This window comes from Psychromonas arctica (genome assembly GCF_038155225.1).
GTDB classification, from domain to species: Bacteria; Pseudomonadota; Gammaproteobacteria; order Enterobacterales; family Psychromonadaceae; genus Psychromonas; species Psychromonas arctica_B.
The window spans coordinates 14,663-35,110 of the sequence record NZ_JBAKBA010000009.1; the positions used below are offsets into that span (position 1 = coordinate 14,663).

General features: G+C 37.6%; 19 protein-coding genes. 8 read left to right on the forward strand and 11 right to left on the reverse strand.

Annotation, left to right across the window (positions count from 1 at the left end; translation table 11 throughout):
- The first annotated feature begins 244 nt into the window (after positions 1-244).
- Positions 245-1,999 (forward strand): DEAD/DEAH box helicase, encoded by a 1,755-nt coding sequence (locus tag V6255_RS05470; RefSeq protein WP_341627235.1) that lies wholly within the window; start codon positions 245-247, stop codon positions 1,997-1,999.
- 442 nt (positions 2,000-2,441) lie between these two features.
- Here the strand turns inward: V6255_RS05470 and glmU are convergent, their stop codons facing one another.
- The 4 genes from glmU to V6255_RS05490 form a co-directional block, all read right to left on the reverse strand.
- Positions 2,442-3,803, reverse strand: a complete 1,362-nt coding sequence (glmU, locus tag V6255_RS05475) for a bifunctional UDP-N-acetylglucosamine diphosphorylase/glucosamine-1-phosphate N-acetyltransferase GlmU (RefSeq protein WP_341627236.1) — start codon at positions 3,801-3,803, stop codon at positions 2,442-2,444.
- Positions 3,804-3,987: 184 nt separating this feature from the next.
- On the reverse strand, positions 3,988-4,716 hold the full coding sequence (locus tag V6255_RS05480) for an amino acid ABC transporter ATP-binding protein (RefSeq protein WP_298942211.1): 729 nt from the start codon (positions 4,714-4,716) through the stop codon (positions 3,988-3,990).
- Between the two features lie 25 nt (positions 4,717-4,741).
- On the reverse strand, positions 4,742-5,689 hold the full coding sequence (locus V6255_RS05485) for an amino acid ABC transporter permease (protein ID WP_341627237.1): 948 nt from the start codon (positions 5,687-5,689) through the stop codon (positions 4,742-4,744).
- Between the two features lie 71 nt (positions 5,690-5,760).
- Positions 5,761-6,558 carry a transporter substrate-binding domain-containing protein gene (locus V6255_RS05490; protein WP_341627238.1) on the reverse strand — a complete coding sequence of 266 codons (798 nt, stop codon included), beginning with the start codon at positions 6,556-6,558 and terminating at the stop codon, positions 5,761-5,763.
- Between the two features lie 437 nt (positions 6,559-6,995).
- Here V6255_RS05490 and nadE point away from each other — a divergent pair, with 437 nt between their 5' ends.
- Together nadE and asd are read left to right on the forward strand one after the other, a co-directional pair.
- The gene (nadE, locus tag V6255_RS05495; protein ID WP_341627239.1) at positions 6,996-7,826 is read left to right on the forward strand and encodes an ammonia-dependent NAD(+) synthetase; all 831 of its coding nucleotides are present in this window, start codon (positions 6,996-6,998) and stop codon (positions 7,824-7,826) included.
- A gap of 245 nt (positions 7,827-8,071) precedes the next feature.
- Positions 8,072-9,184 carry an aspartate-semialdehyde dehydrogenase gene (gene asd, locus V6255_RS05500; protein ID WP_025564995.1) on the forward strand — a complete coding sequence of 371 codons (1,113 nt, stop codon included), beginning with the start codon at positions 8,072-8,074 and terminating at the stop codon, positions 9,182-9,184.
- A gap of 102 nt (positions 9,185-9,286) precedes the next feature.
- Here the strand turns inward: asd and gpsA are convergent, their stop codons facing one another.
- Genes gpsA through V6255_RS05520 form a run of 4 tightly spaced genes read right to left on the reverse strand, consistent with a single transcriptional unit; the run spans position 9,287 to position 11,506 of the window.
- On the reverse strand, positions 9,287-10,291 hold the full coding sequence (gpsA, locus tag V6255_RS05505) for an NAD(P)H-dependent glycerol-3-phosphate dehydrogenase (protein WP_341627240.1): 1,005 nt from the start codon (positions 10,289-10,291) through the stop codon (positions 9,287-9,289).
- A 28-nt stretch (positions 10,292-10,319) separates the two neighbouring features.
- The gene (gene secB / locus V6255_RS05510; protein ID WP_025563746.1) at positions 10,320-10,781 is read right to left on the reverse strand and encodes a protein-export chaperone SecB; all 462 of its coding nucleotides are present in this window, start codon (positions 10,779-10,781) and stop codon (positions 10,320-10,322) included.
- Between the two features lie 40 nt (positions 10,782-10,821).
- Entirely contained in the window at positions 10,822-11,070 is a 249-nt protein-coding gene (gene grxC / locus V6255_RS05515) for a glutaredoxin 3 (RefSeq protein ID WP_025563744.1), read from the reverse strand.
- Between the two features lie 7 nt (positions 11,071-11,077).
- A complete protein-coding gene (locus V6255_RS05520; RefSeq protein WP_341627241.1) occupies positions 11,078-11,506 on the reverse strand; it encodes a rhodanese-like domain-containing protein in 429 nt (142 codons plus the stop codon).
- Between the two features lie 212 nt (positions 11,507-11,718).
- On the opposite strand from V6255_RS05520, the gene gpmM reads away from it, so the two are divergent.
- The 4 genes from gpmM to panM all read left to right on the forward strand — a co-directional run bounded on the left by gpmM (position 11,719) and on the right by panM (position 16,065).
- Entirely contained in the window at positions 11,719-13,248 is a 1,530-nt protein-coding gene (gpmM, locus tag V6255_RS05525; RefSeq protein WP_341627242.1) for a 2,3-bisphosphoglycerate-independent phosphoglycerate mutase, read from the forward strand.
- Positions 13,249-13,530: 282 nt separating this feature from the next.
- Positions 13,531-14,781, forward strand: coding sequence for a murein hydrolase activator EnvC family protein (locus tag V6255_RS05530; RefSeq protein WP_341627243.1), 1,251 nt, complete (start codon positions 13,531-13,533; stop codon positions 14,779-14,781).
- A 51-nt stretch (positions 14,782-14,832) separates the two neighbouring features.
- Positions 14,833-15,621: a divergent polysaccharide deacetylase family protein gene (locus V6255_RS05535; protein WP_341627244.1), complete on the forward strand. Its 789-nt coding sequence runs from the start codon at positions 14,833-14,835 to the stop codon at positions 15,619-15,621.
- 18 nt (positions 15,622-15,639) lie between these two features.
- On the forward strand, positions 15,640-16,065 hold the full coding sequence (gene panM, locus V6255_RS05540; protein ID WP_341627245.1) for an aspartate 1-decarboxylase autocleavage activator PanM: 426 nt from the start codon (positions 15,640-15,642) through the stop codon (positions 16,063-16,065).
- A gap of 84 nt (positions 16,066-16,149) precedes the next feature.
- Here panM and V6255_RS05545 read toward each other — a convergent pair whose 3' ends face one another.
- Positions 16,150-16,752 carry a DUF4136 domain-containing protein gene (locus V6255_RS05545; RefSeq protein ID WP_341627246.1) on the reverse strand — a complete coding sequence of 201 codons (603 nt, stop codon included), beginning with the start codon at positions 16,750-16,752 and terminating at the stop codon, positions 16,150-16,152.
- Positions 16,753-16,761: 9 nt separating this feature from the next.
- Positions 16,762-17,736 carry a tRNA dihydrouridine(20/20a) synthase DusA gene (gene dusA / locus V6255_RS05550; protein WP_341627247.1) on the reverse strand — a complete coding sequence of 325 codons (975 nt, stop codon included), beginning with the start codon at positions 17,734-17,736 and terminating at the stop codon, positions 16,762-16,764.
- Between the two features lie 424 nt (positions 17,737-18,160).
- On the opposite strand from dusA, the gene V6255_RS05555 reads away from it, so the two are divergent.
- Positions 18,161-19,489: an ATP-binding protein gene (locus V6255_RS05555; RefSeq protein WP_341627248.1), complete on the forward strand. Its 1,329-nt coding sequence runs from the start codon at positions 18,161-18,163 to the stop codon at positions 19,487-19,489.
- Between the two features lie 160 nt (positions 19,490-19,649).
- On the opposite strand, the gene V6255_RS05560 is transcribed toward V6255_RS05555, so the two are convergent.
- Positions 19,650-20,282, reverse strand: a complete 633-nt coding sequence (locus V6255_RS05560) for a LysE family translocator (RefSeq protein ID WP_341627249.1) — start codon at positions 20,280-20,282, stop codon at positions 19,650-19,652.
- Positions 20,283-20,448: the final 166 nt, after the last annotated feature.

The window sequence follows — 20,448 nt, forward strand, 5'->3', positions numbered from 1 at the left end:
ACGTGCGGTTTGTCAAAATAAAGCGAGCATTTTATACACAAATACAGTAAAATGCGCCTCCCTCGCACACGGATCCATCTAAAGCGAAGCATAATATTCAGAGTAAACCTACTACGCGATTGATTTCGCAATAAATTAATGGACATGTTTAACGGCATTTAACTTGTTAAACTGATGTAGGTATAGGCTGAATTTAACGCACATTCGAGTAATGTGCAGCATTTTATAAACTCATGAGGCCACTATGTCAGAGTCACAAAACACACAAGTAGTAGAACAAGTCGCAGGACCAACTTTTAAAGATTTAAACTTACCAGAAGCATTAGTTCAAGTTGTATCAGAAATGGGTTACGAAACACCATCTCCGATACAAGCACAAACAATTCCTCACCTATTAAGAGGCGAAGATGTTTTAGGTCTTGCACAAACTGGTACGGGTAAAACAGGTGCATTTGCACTTCCTTTATTAGCAAATATCGATCTTAGCAAAAACCACCCACAAGTATTGGTATTAGCACCAACACGTGAATTAGCGATTCAAGTAGCAGAAGCATTTCAATCGTATTCTCGTCACATGCGTGGTTTCCACGTTATGCCTATTTACGGTGGTCAAAGCTACAACATCCAATTCAAACAATTGACACGTGGTCCACACGTTGTTGTTGGTACGCCTGGTCGCATCATGGACCACTTGAAACGTAAAACATTAGATTTATCAAATCTAAAAACATTAGTACTTGATGAAGCTGATGAAATGTTACGTATGGGTTTCATTGACGACGTTGAAACGATCATGAAAGAAATGCCTGAAAAGCACCAAACTGCGCTTTTCTCTGCAACAATGCCAGATCAAATTAAACGTATTACTAAACGTTACATGAACAACCCAACAGAAGTTAAAATAAAAGCTAAAACATCTACTGTTTCAAACATTGAACAAAAATGTTGGATCGTACGTGGTGTTAACAAGCTAGATGCATTAACACGTATGTTAGAAACTGAAGAGTTTGACGGCGTAATCATCTTTGCTCGTACTAAAACAGCAACCGTTGAATTAGCAGAACGTTTAGAAGCACGTGGTTACCGCAGTGCAGCACTAAACGGTGATATGAATCAACAAACACGTGAGCGTACTATCGCACGCCTTAAATCAGGTGGCTTAGATATCCTAGTAGCAACAGATGTTGCTGCACGTGGTCTAGACGTTGAACGTATTAGCTTAGTAGTTAACTACGACATCCCAACAGATACTGAATCTTATGTTCACCGTATCGGTCGTACTGGTCGTGCTGGCCGTACTGGTAAAGCAATCTTATTTGCAGCACCACGTGAGCGTCGTTTATTACAAGCAATTGAACGTGCTACTCGCCAACCAATTACAATTATGGACTTACCAACACGTGATGAAGTAACACAAACACGTATTGATAACTTCCAAAAAACATTATTTTCAACTTGTGAAAGTGAAGATTTAACTTTCTTCCGCACTTTATTTGAACAAATTAAAAATAATTCTGAAATCGATGAATCAGATATCGGTGCAGCATTGTTATTAATGGCTCAAAAAGAAAAACCATTACAACCTGTTGAAGAAAAATTTGTTGAGCCACGCAGTAATGATCGCAACGAACGTAGTGATCGCCCTCGTCGTGACCGCAACGATCGTAATGACCGTTCACGTGGAGATCGTCCAGATCGCTCTCGTAACAATGATCGTAACGAACGCGATGGTGATAAACCACGTGGTCGCGGACGTCCTACTGACGTTGAACTTGAAATGTTCCGTTTAGATGTTGGTCGTGAGCACGGTGTTCAAGTTAAAAACATCGTAGGTGCCATTGCAAATGAAGCAAATATCAATAGCCGCTTCATTGGTGATATCCGTCTAAATGACGATCACTCAACCATTGAATTACCAAAAGGTATGCCGGAAAACACATTAGCGCATCTTCGCAGTGTGCAAGTATGTAAACGTCCATTAAACCTTAAAAAAGTCTAAATTTAAATAAGACTTTATATCAAGGAGGCCTCGCCTCCTTTTTTTATATCTATTATTTAAGCCTTGCTAATTTCTCGATGCCACGCTCTACAACACCTGCACTTCAAAACACGATTAAAAACAATGGATACTTATTTCATATAGCTCCATTCTCTGAACTTTAAACAGAAGAAAATCAAGACTAAAAACAATGTAACCGATTATTTTATAAAATAACTTACAACAATGAAGTGAACGGGTAACTATCAAAATAGCTGAGATATTTACTGTGATTGATATGACTACGACTGTATAAACACATCAACAGAAAAAGTATTAATAATCGTCATTAATTGTTTCAATGACTAAGTAATCAAAAGCACACAGGAGTATTAGTCAGCAATAAAAAAGGCCGATAACCTAAGTTACCGACCTTATAAATATCTTACTAAAAAATTTAGCTTTATTTTTTCTTAACTGGACGAGTCCAACCTTCAACATTACGTTGCTTAGTACGTGACACACATAATGTATTATCGGGTACATCCGTTACAATTGTTGTTCCTGCACCTGTTGTTGCACCATTACCAATCGTCACAGGTGCGATAATTTGGCAATCACTCCCCAAAAATACATCATTACCAATAATGGTTTGATGCTTGTTAACACCATCGTAATTACATGTGATCACACCAGCACCAATATTAACGCCACTACCCACTTGGCTATCGCCAATATAACTTAAGTGTCCGCATTTAGTGCCAACGCCTAACGTTGATTTTTTCACTTCAACAAAGTTACCAATATGCACTTCGTTAGCAATAATAGTATCAGGGCGAAGCCGTGCGAAAGGACCTATCGAAGCGTTTTCACCAATACTGGCACCTTCAATAATAGAGTTTGCTTTAATTTCAGTATTATCAGCAATGTCACAGTTCTTTAGAATACAACCCGCACCAATTTTAACTCCATAACCTAACGTCACTTTACCTTCGATGATAACGTTGATATCGATATCAACATCTTGACCACACGTTAATTCACCACGTAAATCAAAACGAGTTGGGTCACGTAACATCACGCCATCTAATAATAAATTATTAGCATTTTGTAACTGAAAAGCGCGTTCTAAATTAGCAAGTTGTAAACGGTTATTCACACCTTCAACTTCAAACGCATTTTCAGGCTGAACCGTTTCAATAGAACAACCCGCTTCATGTGCCATTTTAATAATGTCAGTAATATAGTATTCACCAGCCGCATTATCATTAGATAACGCAGGTAACCAACGGTTTAAATCGTTAGCATTTGCCACAAGAATGCCCGTATTCACTTCTTTAATCGCTAACTGCGCTGGGTTTGAATCTTTTTGTTCAACTATGCCTACGACTTTACCGTCAAGACGTTCTATACGACCATAACCTGTAGGATCGTCTAACGTAATGGTTAACAATCCAATACCGCCTTCTGGTTGTACTGCAATTAACTTCTCTAACGTAGTCGCTGATAATAAAGGGACATCACCGTAAACCATTAAGATTTTTTCATCTGCTTTAAAGTGAGGTTGTGCAATTTGCATTGCATGTCCAGTACCCAATTGTTCAGTTTGCTCAATCCAATTTAAACGACTATCAGCAATATTTTGCTTCATGATGTCGCCACCATGCCCATAAATTAAGTGGATGTTGTCAGCGCCAATCCTTTTCACAGTATCGATAACATGTTGCACCATCGGCTTGTCTGCAATTTTATGTAGTACCTTAGGTAAAAGAGAGCGCATACGGGTACCTTTACCAGCGGCAAGAATAACAACACTTAAAGACATAATTGAAACCTTAATAAACGGAATAATAAAACATCTATTTTAGCTGAATTTCAACTAAGAACGTATAAGAAAATAAAATTAACAGGTTTGAATAAAGAATATAGAAGTTAAAAGGGGTCATGACCACAGAAACGTATTCCTGAACTCAAGCCATTCCCCTTTAAAAATAATTGAATAAAATGAGTTATAAAATATTAGAGAGGAATTTTTGTAGCCTTGGGTGATTTGCAACTTTACCAAAAATATTCTCTGGAATGTCATCAACCAATAATGCGCCATCTTCCATAAAGATAACACGGTCTGCGACCTCATTTGCAAAGCCCATTTCATGCGTCACCACCACCATCGTCATACCTTCAGCTGCCAATGACTTCATTACATCCAAGACTTCACCTACCATTTCAGGATCAAGCGCTGACGTCGGCTCATCAAATAACATCATATCTGGTTTCATTGCTAAGGCTCTGGCAATCGCTACCCTTTGCTGTTGCCCACCAGAAAGGTGACTTGGGTAAATATCCATTTTCTCAGCAAGTCCAACACGTGTTAATAATGCTTCAGCTTCTAAAATCACCTCTGCTTTACTTCGACCCGTTACTTTCAATGGTGCCAACATGACATTTTCTTTCACTGAGAGATGCGGAAATAAGTTAAACGATTGAAATACCATACCGATATTTTCTCTTAACTTATTAATATTTGTTTCTCCGCCGTACATTTTCACACCATCAACTATAATTTCACCGCTCGTGATAGTTTCTAATTGATTTAAAGTACGTAAGTAGGTGGATTTACCTGAACCCGAAGGACCAATAATCACAACCACTTCACCACGTTGAATATTGGTCGTTACTTTTTTTAATGCATGACAACCATTAGGATAAATTTTATCAACATCGACGGTCACAATCATATCGTTACCTTCATACTTTTTCTTATTAGTCATTAGTCGCTAACCTCTTTTCAATACGCTGAATAGCCCAAGATAAAGTTGATGTTAATAATAAATATAACGCAGCAACCGTAAACCAAACCTCAAAAGTAGCAAAGCTACCACTCACTACTTCTCGCCCGGCTTTGGTTAGATCTGTAATTGAAATAACCGACACTAATGAGGAGTCTTTAATTAAATTAATTAATTGTCCAGCCATTGGTGGCAGTGTGCGTTTGAATGCTTGCGGTAAAATCACATACATCATCGCTTTAGGGTAAGTCATCCCTAAAGATCGAGCGGCTTCCATCTGCCCAGCAGAAATAGACTGAATACCAGAACGTAAAATCTCAGCCACATAAGCCCCTGTAAAGACAGATAAAGCAACAACACCTGCCGTAAATCGCTCTAAATCAAAAATAGTGCCTAAGAAAAAGTAAACGATGAATATTTGCACCAATAAAGGCGTCCCTCGAATAACTTCTATGTATAAAATGGAGAGGTTTTTACTAAATGGATTATCTGAAATACGCATTAAAGCTGTCATCAAGCCAATCACAATGGAGAAAAACAGTGAGATCACTGAAATCTTCAACGTCATATATAAGCCGTCAATTAAAAGGCCACTTTTTATACTTTCAGAACGCGCAACAAGATCACCTTCAAAAATTAAATCACCATCATAAACAAGCACTTCACTTGCGTTAGTAATGATAGTGTCAGGGTCCCCATTATCATAAATTAAGGTGATCTCTCCCTCAGCATTAATCGCTGCACTTGCATCACTTTGGGCAATAATATCAATAGGCGCTGTATCAACAATATACGGCCATACAAGATGCCATTGCCATTTATAATTAATACTTTGCGATGCAGAATAAATACCTGCAGCAAGTAGACCAATCGTAAAAATAAATAGCAGATGCCATTTGAATTTATTAGATTTTTCGTTCATTAAATTCACCGGTAACAGAAAAACAAAAACCAGAGATAGGCTCTGGCTTTAAAGGGTTTACTTAAAAGAAATTACTGAACTTGGCTTAACCAAGTATCGCTTTTAAACCATTTATCATAAATACGTTGGTAGTCACCATCGCCTTTAGTTTGTCTTAAGAAGTTATTAAGAAAATTTAAGATATCTGGATCGCCTTGCTTAACAGCCCAACCTAATGGCTCATAAGTAAATGGTTCAAGGATTGCCGTTGTTTTCCCTTCTGACTGCGCTGCATAAATTGAGATATATGGCATATCGTAAATCATTGCATCAGCTTTACCGTTAACCACTTCAAGTGCTGCATCTGTTTGTGTTTCAAAGGCATTGTAAGAGGCTTTTGACAGCATTCTTTTAATAGCTTGCTCGCCTGACGTGCCTAATTTAGCAGCAATAGTATACTCAGGGCTGTTTAAATCTTTATAGCTAAGCACTTTATCTTTATGCTTTGGATTCAATAAGATAGATTGACCAACGACGATATAAGGGTCAGCAAAGTTAACACGCATATTGCGTTTTGCATTCACAGTCATACCAGCCATTATAATGTCACATTTACCCGTTAATAATGCAGGAATAATACCATCCCATGCGGTATTTACTGGTACATACTTAACCCCCATTTTCTTCGCCATCAATTTACCTAAATCGATATCAAAACCAATGAACTTACCATTTTTAGCTTTCATTTCAAACGGCATATAACCCGCATCAAAACAGGCTCTTAACTCACCGGATTTACTTATATCATCTAATGTACCTGCATTTGCAAAGCCTGCGGATAAGGCAAGGAAAGAAGTGGCGGTAACGAGTTTTCCGAATTTGTTTTTCATTTAAAAAATCCTTTTTTTGTTTTTAAATTGAAATGAATAATGTTGTTAAGCAATAGTGCTTTTTATTCACTTTTTTATTAATAGAATAATAGCAGCAATAAGTACGCCAAGAATAAAGGAGTCGCCATAGAAGTCATTGTTATAAATAAACAATTGAAATATCAAACGGCACAAGGCTCGAACAATGAAATCAACTAAAATATGAACATAATTTCATATCATTCTAATACATAAAAATTATTAATATTTTACTTTAGCACTCAAAAAGATCGCGCGCACCAATTAAGTGCAGTTATTGTAAGGTAATGTAGATTAAAAAAAATCGATGATGTTGATAAGGTTCGTTAATTAAAACGAGTTTTTCCTATAAAACATGGCTATTTTTTTGCATAATAATTAATAGCAATGCATTCACCTTCAAACTAACGGACAACATCATGAAACAAAAAATACTACAAGAGATGTGTGTTTTAGCAGACATCAATATAGAAAATGAAATTGAACGTCGTATTAGTTTTATTAAAAACACACTAAAAAAAGCCTATTGCAAAACATTAGTATTAGGTATTAGCGGTGGTGTTGACTCAAGTACAGCTGGGCGACTATGTCAGCTATCGATAGACCAATTAAATCAAGAAGAAAGCACTAACGACTATCAATTTGTCGCGGTACGCTTACCTTACGCAGTACAGAAAGATGAAGATGAAGCACAACTAGCCGTTAGTTTTATTAAACCAACAAATTGCATCACCGTTAATGTACAAACTGGCGCAGATGGTATCCATGAAACAACCGTCGCTGCTTTGCAAAACAGCGAAGTAAAATTGGCTGAGAATGCTAACTTTGATTTTGTAAAAGGTAATGTGAAAGCGCGAATGCGTATGATTGCACAATATGAAATTGCTGGATTAACTGGTGGTTTGGTTGTTGGAACCGATCACAGTGCAGAAAACATTACCGGTTTCTACACTAAACATGGTGATGGTGCCTGTGATTTAGCGCCTTTATTTGGCTTAAATAAACGCCAAGTAAGATCACTTGCAAAACACTTAGGCGCACCTAGCCTATTAGTCGAAAAAGCACCGACAGCAGATTTAGAAGAAGATCAGCCACAGCTTGAAGACGAAATTGCATTAGGCATGACTTACGATCAGATTGATGATTTCTTAGAAGGTAAAGAAGTTGCAAAAGAGATTGAAGATAAACTCATTGCTATTTATCTACGTACTCAGCATAAACGCCAACCTATTCCGACAATTTACGACTAATAAAAACGACTTTAACGCTAAATAGTTCATCATATTTAGTCGCTGATATTAGCCATTATCAGCACACCAATCATAACTTACCTTGATGATTTGATAAAAATTAAGCAATCAAGGTAAGTTTCTACACTTTTTCCCCTACAAACCATCAAATAACTAGCCTTAATAACGCCTCTAATGATAGATTCTCTGTTCGGTTAATGATTAACCGTTTTATTTAAACTATCAAATTTAAGGAAATATAGACCATGAAAAAAGTGGGTTTAGTTGGTTGGCGCGGTATGGTTGGATCTGTTCTTATGCAAAGAATGCGTGAAGAGAATGATTTTGCAACGATTGAGCCTGTATTTTTCACCACCTCACAAGTTGGTCTAGCTTCTCCAGATATTGGTAAAAAAACCGAAACCTTAAAAGATGCCTCTTCAATTGAAGATCTAGCAAAAATGGATATCATCATTACCTGTCAAGGTGGCGATTACACTAACTCTGTTTACCCTGCACTACGTGCAAGCGGTTGGAATGGTTACTGGATTGATGCAGCCTCTTCATTACGCATGAAAGACGACAGCATTATCGTATTAGACCCTGTCAACAAAGATGTGATTCAACAAGGCTTAGCTGACGGCGTAAAAACTTACGTTGGCGGTAACTGTACTGTTTCACTGATGTTATTAGCATTAGGTGGTTTATTCGAAGCAGACTTAATTGAGTGGGTTTCTCCACACACTTACCAAGCAGCATCAGGTGCTGGTGCACGTAATATGCGTGAACTAATTAGCCAAATGGGTGCAATTGAATCATCAGTAGCGGACGAGTTAGCAGACCCTGCATCTGCTATTTTAGAAATAGATAAAAAAGTCGCTGAATTCATTCGCAGTGATGCATTACCAACTGAGCAATTTGGTGCGCCATTAGCAGGTAGTTTGATCCCATGGATTGATGTACCAATGCCTTCTGGTCAATCTAAAGAAGAGTGGAAAGCACAAGTTGAAGCGAACAAAATCTTAGGCACGTCTGATAACCAAACGCCAATTGACGGTCTATGTGTACGAATTGGTGCAATGCGTTGTCATAGCCAAGCAATCACAATGAAACTGAAAAAAGATGTATCAGTGGCTGAAATTGAGAAAATCTTAGCTTCTCACAATGAGTGGGTTAAAGTGATTCCAAATGAACGTGAAGCAACGGTTTCTGAGCTTTCTCCTGCAAAAGTAACCGGTACATTAAGTATTCCTGTTGGTCGTATCCGTAAACTAGCAATGGGACCTGAATATATCAGTGCGTTCACTGTTGGTGACCAATTATTATGGGGTGCAGCTGAGCCATTACGTCGTATGTTGAACATCTTACAAGACGCTTAATTTGCATTAGCTTTATCGTTTAAATTAAAAAAGGCCTCGAATGAGGCCTTTTTTGTATCTAGCTTTTAAAAACCAAAGTTAAACGCTTAAATAATCGAGATGTTATTCGCCTTTCTTACTGCGTGATAACAAGTCCATCGCTGCTTCTTTTACCGCTTTACCTTGATAAAGCACGTAATATATTTGCTCACAAATCGGCATTTCAATATTAACGCGTTTAGCAAGATTATAAACTTCTTCAGTATTACGGTAACCTTCAACCACTTGGCCAATTTCAACCTGTGCTTCATCAATCCCCTTACCAGAGCCTAATGCTAAACCAAAACGACGGTTACGAGATTGATTATCTGTACAAGTTAAGACCAAATCACCTAAACCTGCCATCCCCATAAATGAAGCTTCCGTAGCACCTAAAGCGACACCTAATCGTGTTAACTCCGCTAAACCACGTGTGATTAAAGCAGTCCGAGCATTCGCACCAAACCCTAATCCATCAGCCAAACCTGCGCCAATTGCAATCACGTTTTTAACAGCACCACCTAATTGTACGGCAGTGAAGTCTTCCGAAATATAGGTTCTAAAATTACTATTATTATGGAAAAGGTCAGCAATATGTTGGGTAAAGTGAGTATCAGTACCCGCCACAGCAACGGCTGTAGGCAAGCCTTTAGCGACTTCCATCGCGAAAGTAGGGCCTGATAAAACAGCAAGAGGATAATGGTCACCCACGATATCTTTCGCTACTTCTTGTAATAAACGGCCTGTTTCAGCTTCTAACCCTTTTGTTGCCCAAGCAATACGATGCTCTGGACGCAATAAAGGCTTAACTTGAGATAATACCAAGCCAAACACATGGCTAGGTACCACCAACAAAATAGTATCTGTTGCGGCAATACATTTTGCTAAATCACTTTCAGGTTGGAGGCGTTCAGGAAATGTGACTCCTGGTAGAAATGCTTTGTTTTCACGATCGGTTTGTAGGCGTTTAATGTGGTCATCTGAGTGACCCCAAATTAACGTGTTATGTCCGTTACGAGCCAATGATACAGCAAGAGCAGAGCCGTATGACCCTGCTCCTAATACTGTAATGGCAGTTTTTTCAGCCATTAGATTACCTATTTAAGAAAAGACTTAATTAAGAGTTTAGTGTTTCTACTTCAGCTTGCTTACTCGCCATTGCTTGTTGGAATAAAGCATCAAAGTTTACAGGCGCTAAGTTTAACTGTGGGAAAGTACCACGTGTTACTAAGCTAGAAACGGCTTCACGAGCGTATGGGAATAAGATGTTTGGACAAAATGCATTTAAGCAATGAGCAAGTTGTGGACCTTCAAGGTCTGAAACAGAGAAAATACCTGCTTGTTGTACTTCACATAAGAACGCAACTTCGCCTTCAACGCTAGCTGTTGCTGTTAATGACAATGTCACTTCGTATACACCTTCTTCTAATTTCTTAGATTGTGTATCGATGTCCATTTTCACTTCTGGAGCCCATTCTTTTTTGAAGATTTCTGGTGAATTTGGGCATTCAAAAGAGATATCTTTAACATAAACACGTTGGATATTGAATTCTACTTGTTTTTCTTGTTGTTCTGGCATGATCTTCCCTTAATCGTTAAAAATATTTAATCGTAGTAAATTAGCTTAATAGTTTATCAAGTTCATTAGCGCGTTCTAAAGCGTATAACTCGTCACAACCGCCTATCGGCTTATCATTAATGATAATTTGCGGAACCGTTGTACCGCCAGTGATTTTTGTCATATTAGGGCGAAGAGAACGATCTGACACATCAATTTCTTGATATTCAACTTCTTTGCTGTCTAATAATTGCTTTGCACGCATGCAATATGGGCAATACGGTGTCGTGTAAATAGTAATAGTAGCCATAATATAATTACTTCTTAGTTGTTGGTAAGTTCGCAGCCGTCCAGCCACTCATACCTGAAAAAAGATTGTTTACTTGCTCAAATCCAGCTTTAGCTAATTTATCGCCTGCTCCACCTGAACGAGTACCTGTTGCACATACAACTATAATGGGGGTCTGTTTGTCATTTTCAATAGCAGCAAACTTTCCTTCGTCGATTTGTGACACAGTTATATTTTTAGCATTAACAATATGCCCTTTTTTAAACTCGTCAGCAGAACGAACGTCAACAACAACTGCATCTTGTTTGTTGATTAATAACGTCGCTTCCTGAGGGTTAATGTTGTTTGTTTTACTTAATTTAGCTTTTACTACACTATGAATTAACATTGCAGCAATCACTACCCAAGCAATCGCAAGCATTGGGTTGTTAGTAACAAAATCAATATACTCTTGCATAACTTTTTTCTTCTTCTGTAAGGATAAATTCGAGTCTGAGTATACCCTGTGGAAAACAGAATATCAGCCTTGAGATTTAGAATAATAAATGAAAATGTCTTTTTTTTGTCTATTTCAACTTGCTTTGATCTAACACTAGGCTTTTTCAGTGACAAGCCGCACAAATGTTGTAAAATCAACAGCAGATAATTTGAACAATAAAGAGGTTTAATATGACAACTCCTAAGAAACCATTAGTACTATTAATTCTAGATGGATGGGGCTACCGTCCTGATATGCCAGATAACGCAGTATCAAATGCTAAAACACCTGTTCTAGACCAACTATGTAAAGATTATGCAAACAGTCTTATTTCAGCTTCGGGCATGGATGTAGGTTTACCAGACGGTCAAATGGGTAACTCAGAAGTAGGCCATACTAATATTGGTGCGGGTCGTACTGTTTACCAAAACCTAACTAAAGTGACTAAATCTATTGCTGATGGTGATTTTTTCGAAAATGCTAACTTTGTTGGTGCGGTAGATAAAGCCGTTGCAGCTGATAAAGCAGTTCACATCATGGGTCTAGCTTCACCAGGTGGCGTTCATTCTCACGATGACCATATTTTAGCGGCAATAGAACTAGCAGCAAAACGCGGCGCGAAAAAAATATTCGTACATGCCTTCCTAGATGGCCGTGATACACCACCTCGTAGTGCAGCGGGTACACTGGCTAAATTCGAAGAAAAATATAAAGAAATGGGTGTCGGTCGTACGGTTTCATTAATCGGTCGTTACTTTGCAATGGATCGTGACAATCGTTGGGATCGTGTTGAGCAAGCTTACAGCCTATTAACAGAAGCAAAATCAGAATACACAGCAGAAAGTGCATTAGACGGCCTTGAAAACGCTTACGCTCGTGACGAAAATGATGAATTTGTAAAAGCGACAGTCATTGGCGAAGCAGCACCAATGTCAGATGGTGATGCGGTCTTGTTCTTAAACTTCCGTGCTGACCGAGCGCGTGAAATCACTTACACATTTACTGACGAAAAATTCAGTGGTTTTGAACGTGCAGTAACACCTAAGCTAAATTTTGTAACACTAACTGAATATGCAGCGAATATTACAGCGCCTGCAGCTTACCCAAGTGAAGAATTAACGAATACGTTAGGTGAATGGTTATCGAAAGAAAACAAAACACAGCTACGTATCTCTGAAACTGAAAAATACGCGCATGTGACTTTCTTCTTTAACGGTGGCGTTGAAGATGAATTTTCTGGTGAGCACCGTACGCTAATCAGCTCTCCAGCAGTAGCGACTTACGACCTACAACCTGAAATGAGTTCTGTTGAATTAACAGAGAAACTAGTCAGTGCAATCAAGAGCAGCGAATACGATGTGATCATTTGTAACTACCCGAATGGCGATATGGTTGGCCATACTGGTGTTTATGAAGCAGCAGTTAAAGCATGTGAAGCAGTTGATGCGTGTATTGGTGAAATTGTAGGTGCATTAAAAGAAGTGGGCGGCGAATGTTTAATCACTGCTGATCACGGTAATGCAGAGCAAATGATTGATCCTGAAACAGGTGGCATCCATACGGCGCATACTAACTTACCAGTACCATTTATCTATGTTGGCCGAGAAGCAACAATGGCTGAAGGTGGTCGCTTGTGTGATATCGCACCAACCATGTTATCGCTAATGGACATGAAAATCCCAGAACAGATGACAGGTAAGCCATTAATTACTATTAAATAATTAACTTATCTTAGGTGCTCTATACATACATAGAGCACCTAAATTTCCCTTTCAAATGAAGATGAACTATTTTCGGCTGACTTTTCACTTAATCACAACAATTTTTTCTTTCATCTAATACAATAGTCCTTTAATCTCAATTATTTTTATCTAACTTTTCTAACGTTTGTAAGTCATATTTAACATTGCTTAATTGATAACTTAATAATTAACTTACTATAGCTAAGTTAATAGATGGTTTAATTCAAAATATTGTTTCCGTTTATAAGGTCGAAAATTACAGTGACATTTAATCTACTTTCTTTCAATAAGCTAGGGCGTGTAAGCCAATTAATCTGTATTTCTTTTCTGATAGCGACTCTTTTTAATACTCAAGTTTCAGCAGCTAACCTGAATAATTTGCAACAGCAAATAAAAGAGAGCAAGCAAACTAAAGCGCAAAAACAAAAACAACAAAGATTACTTGAAGAAGAGTTATCTGATAGTGAACAAGCCATTGCTAAAGTGTCTCAACAAGTCAACGAAACCAAAGAAACCATCGAAAATAAGCGTGCTGCGCTAGTATCGTTAAAGAAGAGCACTGAACAGCTCGAAGAAGATAAATTAAAACAACAATCATTATTGCAGCAACAGTTAGTCAGTGCTTATATGACAGGTCAAAACGACCTTATTAAACTAATGCTAAATCAAGAAGACCTAAGCAAAATCGTCCGCGCGAAAAGCTATTATCAATACCTCAATGAAGCACGATTAGAAAGTATAGAGTCTTTACATTCCACACAACAAAAACTGATCAGTAATGAGAAAGAGCAAACAGCAACACTCGCTGCATTAGAAAAAATGTATAAAGACCAAAAACAAAGACAAGATACTGTTAACGCTCAAAAGATAAAACGCAACAAAGCATTAAGCTCATTAAGAAAAGATATCAATTATCAAAATCAAAAATTAGCAGAGCTCGGCAATTCAGAAAAGGCCCTACGTGAACGTCTGATAAAAGCAGCAAAAGAACGTAAGATAAAAGAATTAGCGGCAGCCAAAGCACAAGCAGCTAAAGAGCTTGAAGATAAAAAGAAAGCAAAAACAAAGTTTTTATCAAAAGCAAAAAAGAAAGAGAATACATTTTCTAAATTAGCCAGCCAAAAAGGTAAATTACAATGGCCGATACGTGGCAGTGTTTTACATCGTTTTGGTAGCTCACGTAGTCGCAGCAGCGAAGTAAAATGGAAAGGAATTGCTATAGCTGCTAATGAAGGTGAAAAAGTAAGGGCCGTTGCGACAGGGCGTGTTTTATTTGCAGGTTACTTTAAAGGTTACGGTATGGTGATTGCACTTGATCACAGTGATAACTACATCACTTTATATGGTTACAATCAAACGTTGTTACAAAAAGCCGGTGATGTGGTATTACAAGGTGATGCTATTGCCTTGGCTGGGCACAGTGGTGGTCAAGAAAGAACAAGCTTATATTTCGAGTTAAGCCATAAAGGCAAAGCAGAAGATCCATTACGTTGGTTAACGAGAAAAAAATAAGTGCTAAAATTTTTTAATCTATTCAATAAAGCGTTTCTCTGCTTTTGCCTATTGAGTTGTTCTGTCAATACAGTAGTAGCAACACCCATTGGAAAAATTGCCATTATCATTGACGATATGGGCTATAACCGCCATAACCAATCATTTTCCAAACTACCTAACCCTATTACTTTTGCTATTTTGCCATTCACACCCTACTCTCAAAAAATAGCTAACGCCGCTCACCAGCAAAACAGAGAAGTCATACTGCACATACCAATGCAAGCTCAATCCCACAATCATTTATTAGGGAAAGGCGCATTAATGGAACAAATGACGAAGCAATATTTTCAACATGTATTAAGCCATGGTTTAGCCGATATTCCTTATGCGATTGGTGTTAATAATCACATGGGCAGTAAACTGACTGAAGAGATCATTCCTATGCAATGGACAATGGAGTTGTTGTCTAAACGTGGTTTATTCTTTGTTGATAGTCTAACCACTGCGCACAGTGTCGCAGAAAGTAGCGCGGTATCAGCTGGATTACCGTCATTAAGAAGACATATATTTTTAGATAATATTCGTACTTCCGCAGCAATGGACAAACAGTTTCAACAAGCGATTGAGCATAGTCTAAAAGCACCCTATACCATTCTTATTGGCCACCCTTATCCTGAAACATTGCAGTACTTATCGCAACGCTTAGGTGCACCAAACAAAGATTTTCAATTGGTTAAATTAAGTCAATTGATCCCAGAAAAACAACGTGTCATGTTAGAAAATAAAAAAGTACAATATCAACAAGAGAAACAATACAACCTGCTTTATCCATTAACAACCACCTCAAAAATTCAATAATATTATAGTGAGTACTGTATGCGATTATCCGTTTTCATTGCCAACACCTTATCAACACAACTGGTTATAGATTTACAAAAGATCTACGCAAATTACCTCCCTGAAGCATCATTAACAGAGCAAGCACTTGCTGAGCTTGTAACACAAAAAACCTCTCGACTTTATATGACGATGTTTAACGAACGTCATATTGGTGCAGTTAAAGTGCAAATAAACGCAACTCAAGCAATCTTGTCGCAATTAACCATTAGAGATCTAACTCGTCGTCGTGGTGTCGGTAAAAACCTGTTAAAACAGCTAGAAAAGTCTTTAACGGCGGAAGGCATTACTGATATTGAATACAACTTGGAAGAAGTAGCAGAAGCTGAATTGTTAGCAACCCAAGCATTTTTATCAGATAGCGGATATCAACTGAATAACCATATCGCAACTAAAAAACTGTAATAAAAATGCTAAACACGGCCCATAAAAAAACCACACAACTGTGTGGTTTTTATTAACAAACACCATGAAAAAATGAGTTATTACTTATTTACCCGCTTCAGGAAAATCTTTCAGCATCATATTTAAAATCCCCTGCATCCGAGTTGAATCAGACTCTACCTTATCTTTTTCTAAATCAACAAAACCTTGTACCGCTGAACGCCAGTAAATAGTCTTTTGTTGATTATCTAATACCGTTAATAATAAAGAGCCTTTTTCATAACGAGGGTCACTCGCTTTAGCACGTCTTAAACCGGGCAATAAACCAAAACGCTCTTGAATAGTTCGATCAGCAATGGCATCTTCTAACGCAAATAAAAAGCCAAAAACTACATTCGCTTGTTTAGGATCTGCTTTAAATTCATAGCCTTTAGTACTTAAATAAGCTTTTATTTGATCGCGTATATAGCTTTTCAACTCTTGTTGGTTTTGTCCTGCAACACTCGATAAAACTTGATTGTATTCTTCACTCCAACTGTAAGTAGTAAAAGCAGGTAATACCTTAGAAGGATTACCGCTACTGACAATCATTAAACGCTTCGTTTCAGTCTGTTCTTGTACTTCTTTTACAGGTGTTGTTTGTGTACTACAACCAACAAGGGTAAGTTGCATACCGACTAATACGAATAAAAAACACCATTTTTTCATCTTATGACCTTATTCTTCGTTAACAAATGACGCTGCTTTTTGCATCACTTCAATACCTGAACCTGGTATATGACCATTTTCACTTAAATGACGTCGCCATGCACGCGCACCAGGTAACCCTTGAAATAACCCTAACATATGTCGAGCAACACGATTCAAATGTACACCATCAGTTAACTGTGACTCAATATAAGGGTACATTTTTTCTAATACTTCAAAGCGTGTTAATGGTATTTTATCACAACCAAATAGCTGTTGGTCAACACCACTTAATAAGTATGGGTTCGCGTAAATCTCTCTTCCTAACATCACTCCATCAACATGCTGTAAATGAGTTTCGCATTCAGAAAGTGTTTTAATGCCACCATTAATCGCAATCGTTAACTCAGGGAAGTCTCGCTTTAATTGATAAACACGTTCGTAATCTAAAGGTGGAACATCACGATTTTGTTTAGGGCTTAAACCACTTAACCACGCTTTACGTGCATGTACAATAAACGTATCACAACCTTGCGATTTTACTTTTTCAACAAAGTCACATAAAAATTCATAAGAATCTAAATCATCAATACCAATACGGGTTTTCACTGTAACAGGTAAACCACTAGCGTCTTTCATCGCTTTAACCGCATCACCAACTAACGCCCCTTCCGCCATTAAACAGGCACCAAAACGTCCATTTTGAACACGATCTGAAGGGCAACCTACGTTCAAGTTAATCTCGTCAAAACCACGAACAGCAGCTGCTTTTGCAGCCTGTGCTAAATCTAACGGAGCAGAGCCCCCTAATTGTAAACAAACCGGATGTTCAGCATTATCCATCTGTAAATAATCGCCTTTCCCATACAAAATAGCACCCGTCGTCACCATCTCGCTGTACAACAAGGTATTTTTACTCATCAAACGATGAAAGTAACGGCAGTATTGATCAGTCCAATCCAACATCGGAGCAATAGAGAAACGGTTTGTAGGGAAATTTTGCATAAAACACCAAGATTAAAATGAAAGACGACCAATAAGCCAAATCAGAGTGCTAACCCGTCCACATTAAAAATGGGATAACGACTAACCTTCAACTGGCATTTCAAAAGAAGAATTATAACAGAAAATCATTACTTAAAAATGCCATTTAATAACTGTTTAAAGCCATAAAAAATGCCCCATACAATTATCAATAAATAAGGAGTAAGAAGCCCTTCTTTCAATAATTACTGCGCACATAATAAATAAACTAAATGATTAAAAACAGTTGAAAACACAGCCTTCCAAAGATAAAAAATACACTTTAATGCGCTAAAAACATTAAAAAACACACTTTTATGCGCATAAAAATGTATTAACTTGCTTTTTTATGCGCATTAAAGTGTAATCATACAAATAACATGGGGTAAGATGTAAAGGTGTCGATATGAGAAGATCACGTATAAACAGATTAATTGAGTGGAAAGAAAAGAAAACACGTAAACCTTTATTAATCGATGGCGCTCGTCAAACAGGTAAAACTTATCTTCTACAACGTTTATTCGGTAAATACTTTGATAATGTACTGCGCATCGACTTTCTTGAGTCACCGGAAATGGCAGATGCTTTTGCAGACTCATTAACACCTGAAGATATTATTTCCAATATTGAACTGCTTACCAATAAAGTATTTAACCCTAGCACTGACTTATTGATACTAGATGAAATTGGCGAATGCCAAAGAGCCGTTACCTCGCTGAAGTACTTTGCAGAAAAAGCACCGACTATGTATGTCGCTGCCAGTGGTTCTAACATCGGGCTATTAAACTCATTCCCAGTAGGAAAAGTTGAACAATACAACTTACGCCCTTTAACATTTTACGAGTTTTTACTCGCTTCGGGAGAAACGCCGTTAATTAAAGCATTTGAAAAAGCCACAAACTCATTACCTGTACATAATAAGTTATTCGACAAATTAACAGACTATTACTTCACTGGCGGCATGCCAGAAGCAGTTGATACTTGGTTTGCATTAAAAGACCAAAGTATTTTGGACCGCGTCCAAGCAGTAGAAAATATCCATAAAAACCTTATTACAGGCTATACCCGAGACTTTGGTAAGTACTCAGGTAAAGTCGATGCTGGACTCATTGAATCCGTCTTTAACAACGTCCCTTCACAACTCGCCGCAGTGATAGATGAGTCCGTAAAACGCTTCAAATTTAAAGAAGTACATGAACGAAAGTCTCGTTATGGCGACTTTGAAAGTGCCATCACTTGGCTAGATAAATGTCGCTTAATTTTAAAGAATTACCCAACAGAAGGCACACCTCGCAGCCCTTTAGCAGCCTATCAAAAAGACAATAAAATAAAACTGTTCTTATTTGATGTAGGGCTATTGAACAACATGTTAGGAATAAGCTATAAGGAAGTTAAGCAACAAGGCTTTGAGTATAAAGGTTATATTGCAGAAAACTTTGTACAACAAGAGTTTGCCGCTCAAGAATTAGATCCTACATTTTCATGGGGCGATGCACGAGCGGAGATAGAATTTATAGCAACCGATCAACAGGGACGCATTATCCCGATCGAAGTTAAAAGTGGCAAACGCACACGAGCTAAGTCTTTACAATCCTATATCAACAAATGCCAACCCCATAAAACAATCAAACTAACGGGTACGCAAGGTTCTTCTGCATTAGAAAAAGAGCAACTCGTTTTACCACTTTATTATGCGCAGCATGTTGTTACTCAGCATTTAAAGTCGACCCAATAAGCTATTTGGATATGCTTGATATGCATATTAAGAGTTTAAAGTTCAGCTACGCAATCGAGATTATTTTTTTCATTGGGTAAGGTTTTATATCTCTAATCACTAAGTAGCTTTCGCAACCATTGCGACTTAAAAATTGACACTATAGCCACTTGTTAGCGCTTTACTCTGAGCTGGCGTCAATAATTAATTTTAAACCTAAGCCACCAATAACCAAACTTGCCAGACGATCTAAAGTCGCCTTTGAATTTAAATATATTTTTCTAGGAGTATTGGAAGACAATACTAAAGCAACAATAGAATACCAGCCAGCTTCAAGTATAAATAACATTAAAACCAAGATTAGTATCATTGAAACTGATAAATTTTCTGGAAGTAAAGCTGCGAAAACACTTCCATAAAAGATAGCTGTTTTGGGATTGCTTAGTTGGGTAATTAGTCCTATTTTGAATGATTGGTAAGTTTTACTTGGTTTTTTACTTAAACCATCATTAATATCAATAGTCTGTTTTGAACCTCGCAACATTACAACAGCAAGATATAATAGATAGGCTCCACCTAGTATTTTTAATGCCATATATAAAGTAGGAACACTTAACAAAACAGCTTGTAAACCCAAAAGAGCCAAAGTAGCAAAGAAAATAGCTCCGCCCCCCATACCAATAGCAGTGGCTAAACCATCAGCTCGTGAATTTGCTACTGCTGTTCGAGCGACTAAAATAAAACTTGGCCCAGGACTCATTATGCCTATGCTCATTACACCTAAGATACTTATAAGAGGCAATATTATTTCCATTTTAATTCCCTTATCAATATTAATTTAAATTTGATCCTTAAGACCTACTCTTATTATTGAGAAATTTACTTCCCATAGTAATACAGCTATTAAAACTAAAATTATACTTTATGATTAATAGCATTCTACATTCCATAATTTTTATCGATAACTATTTCACAGCTTT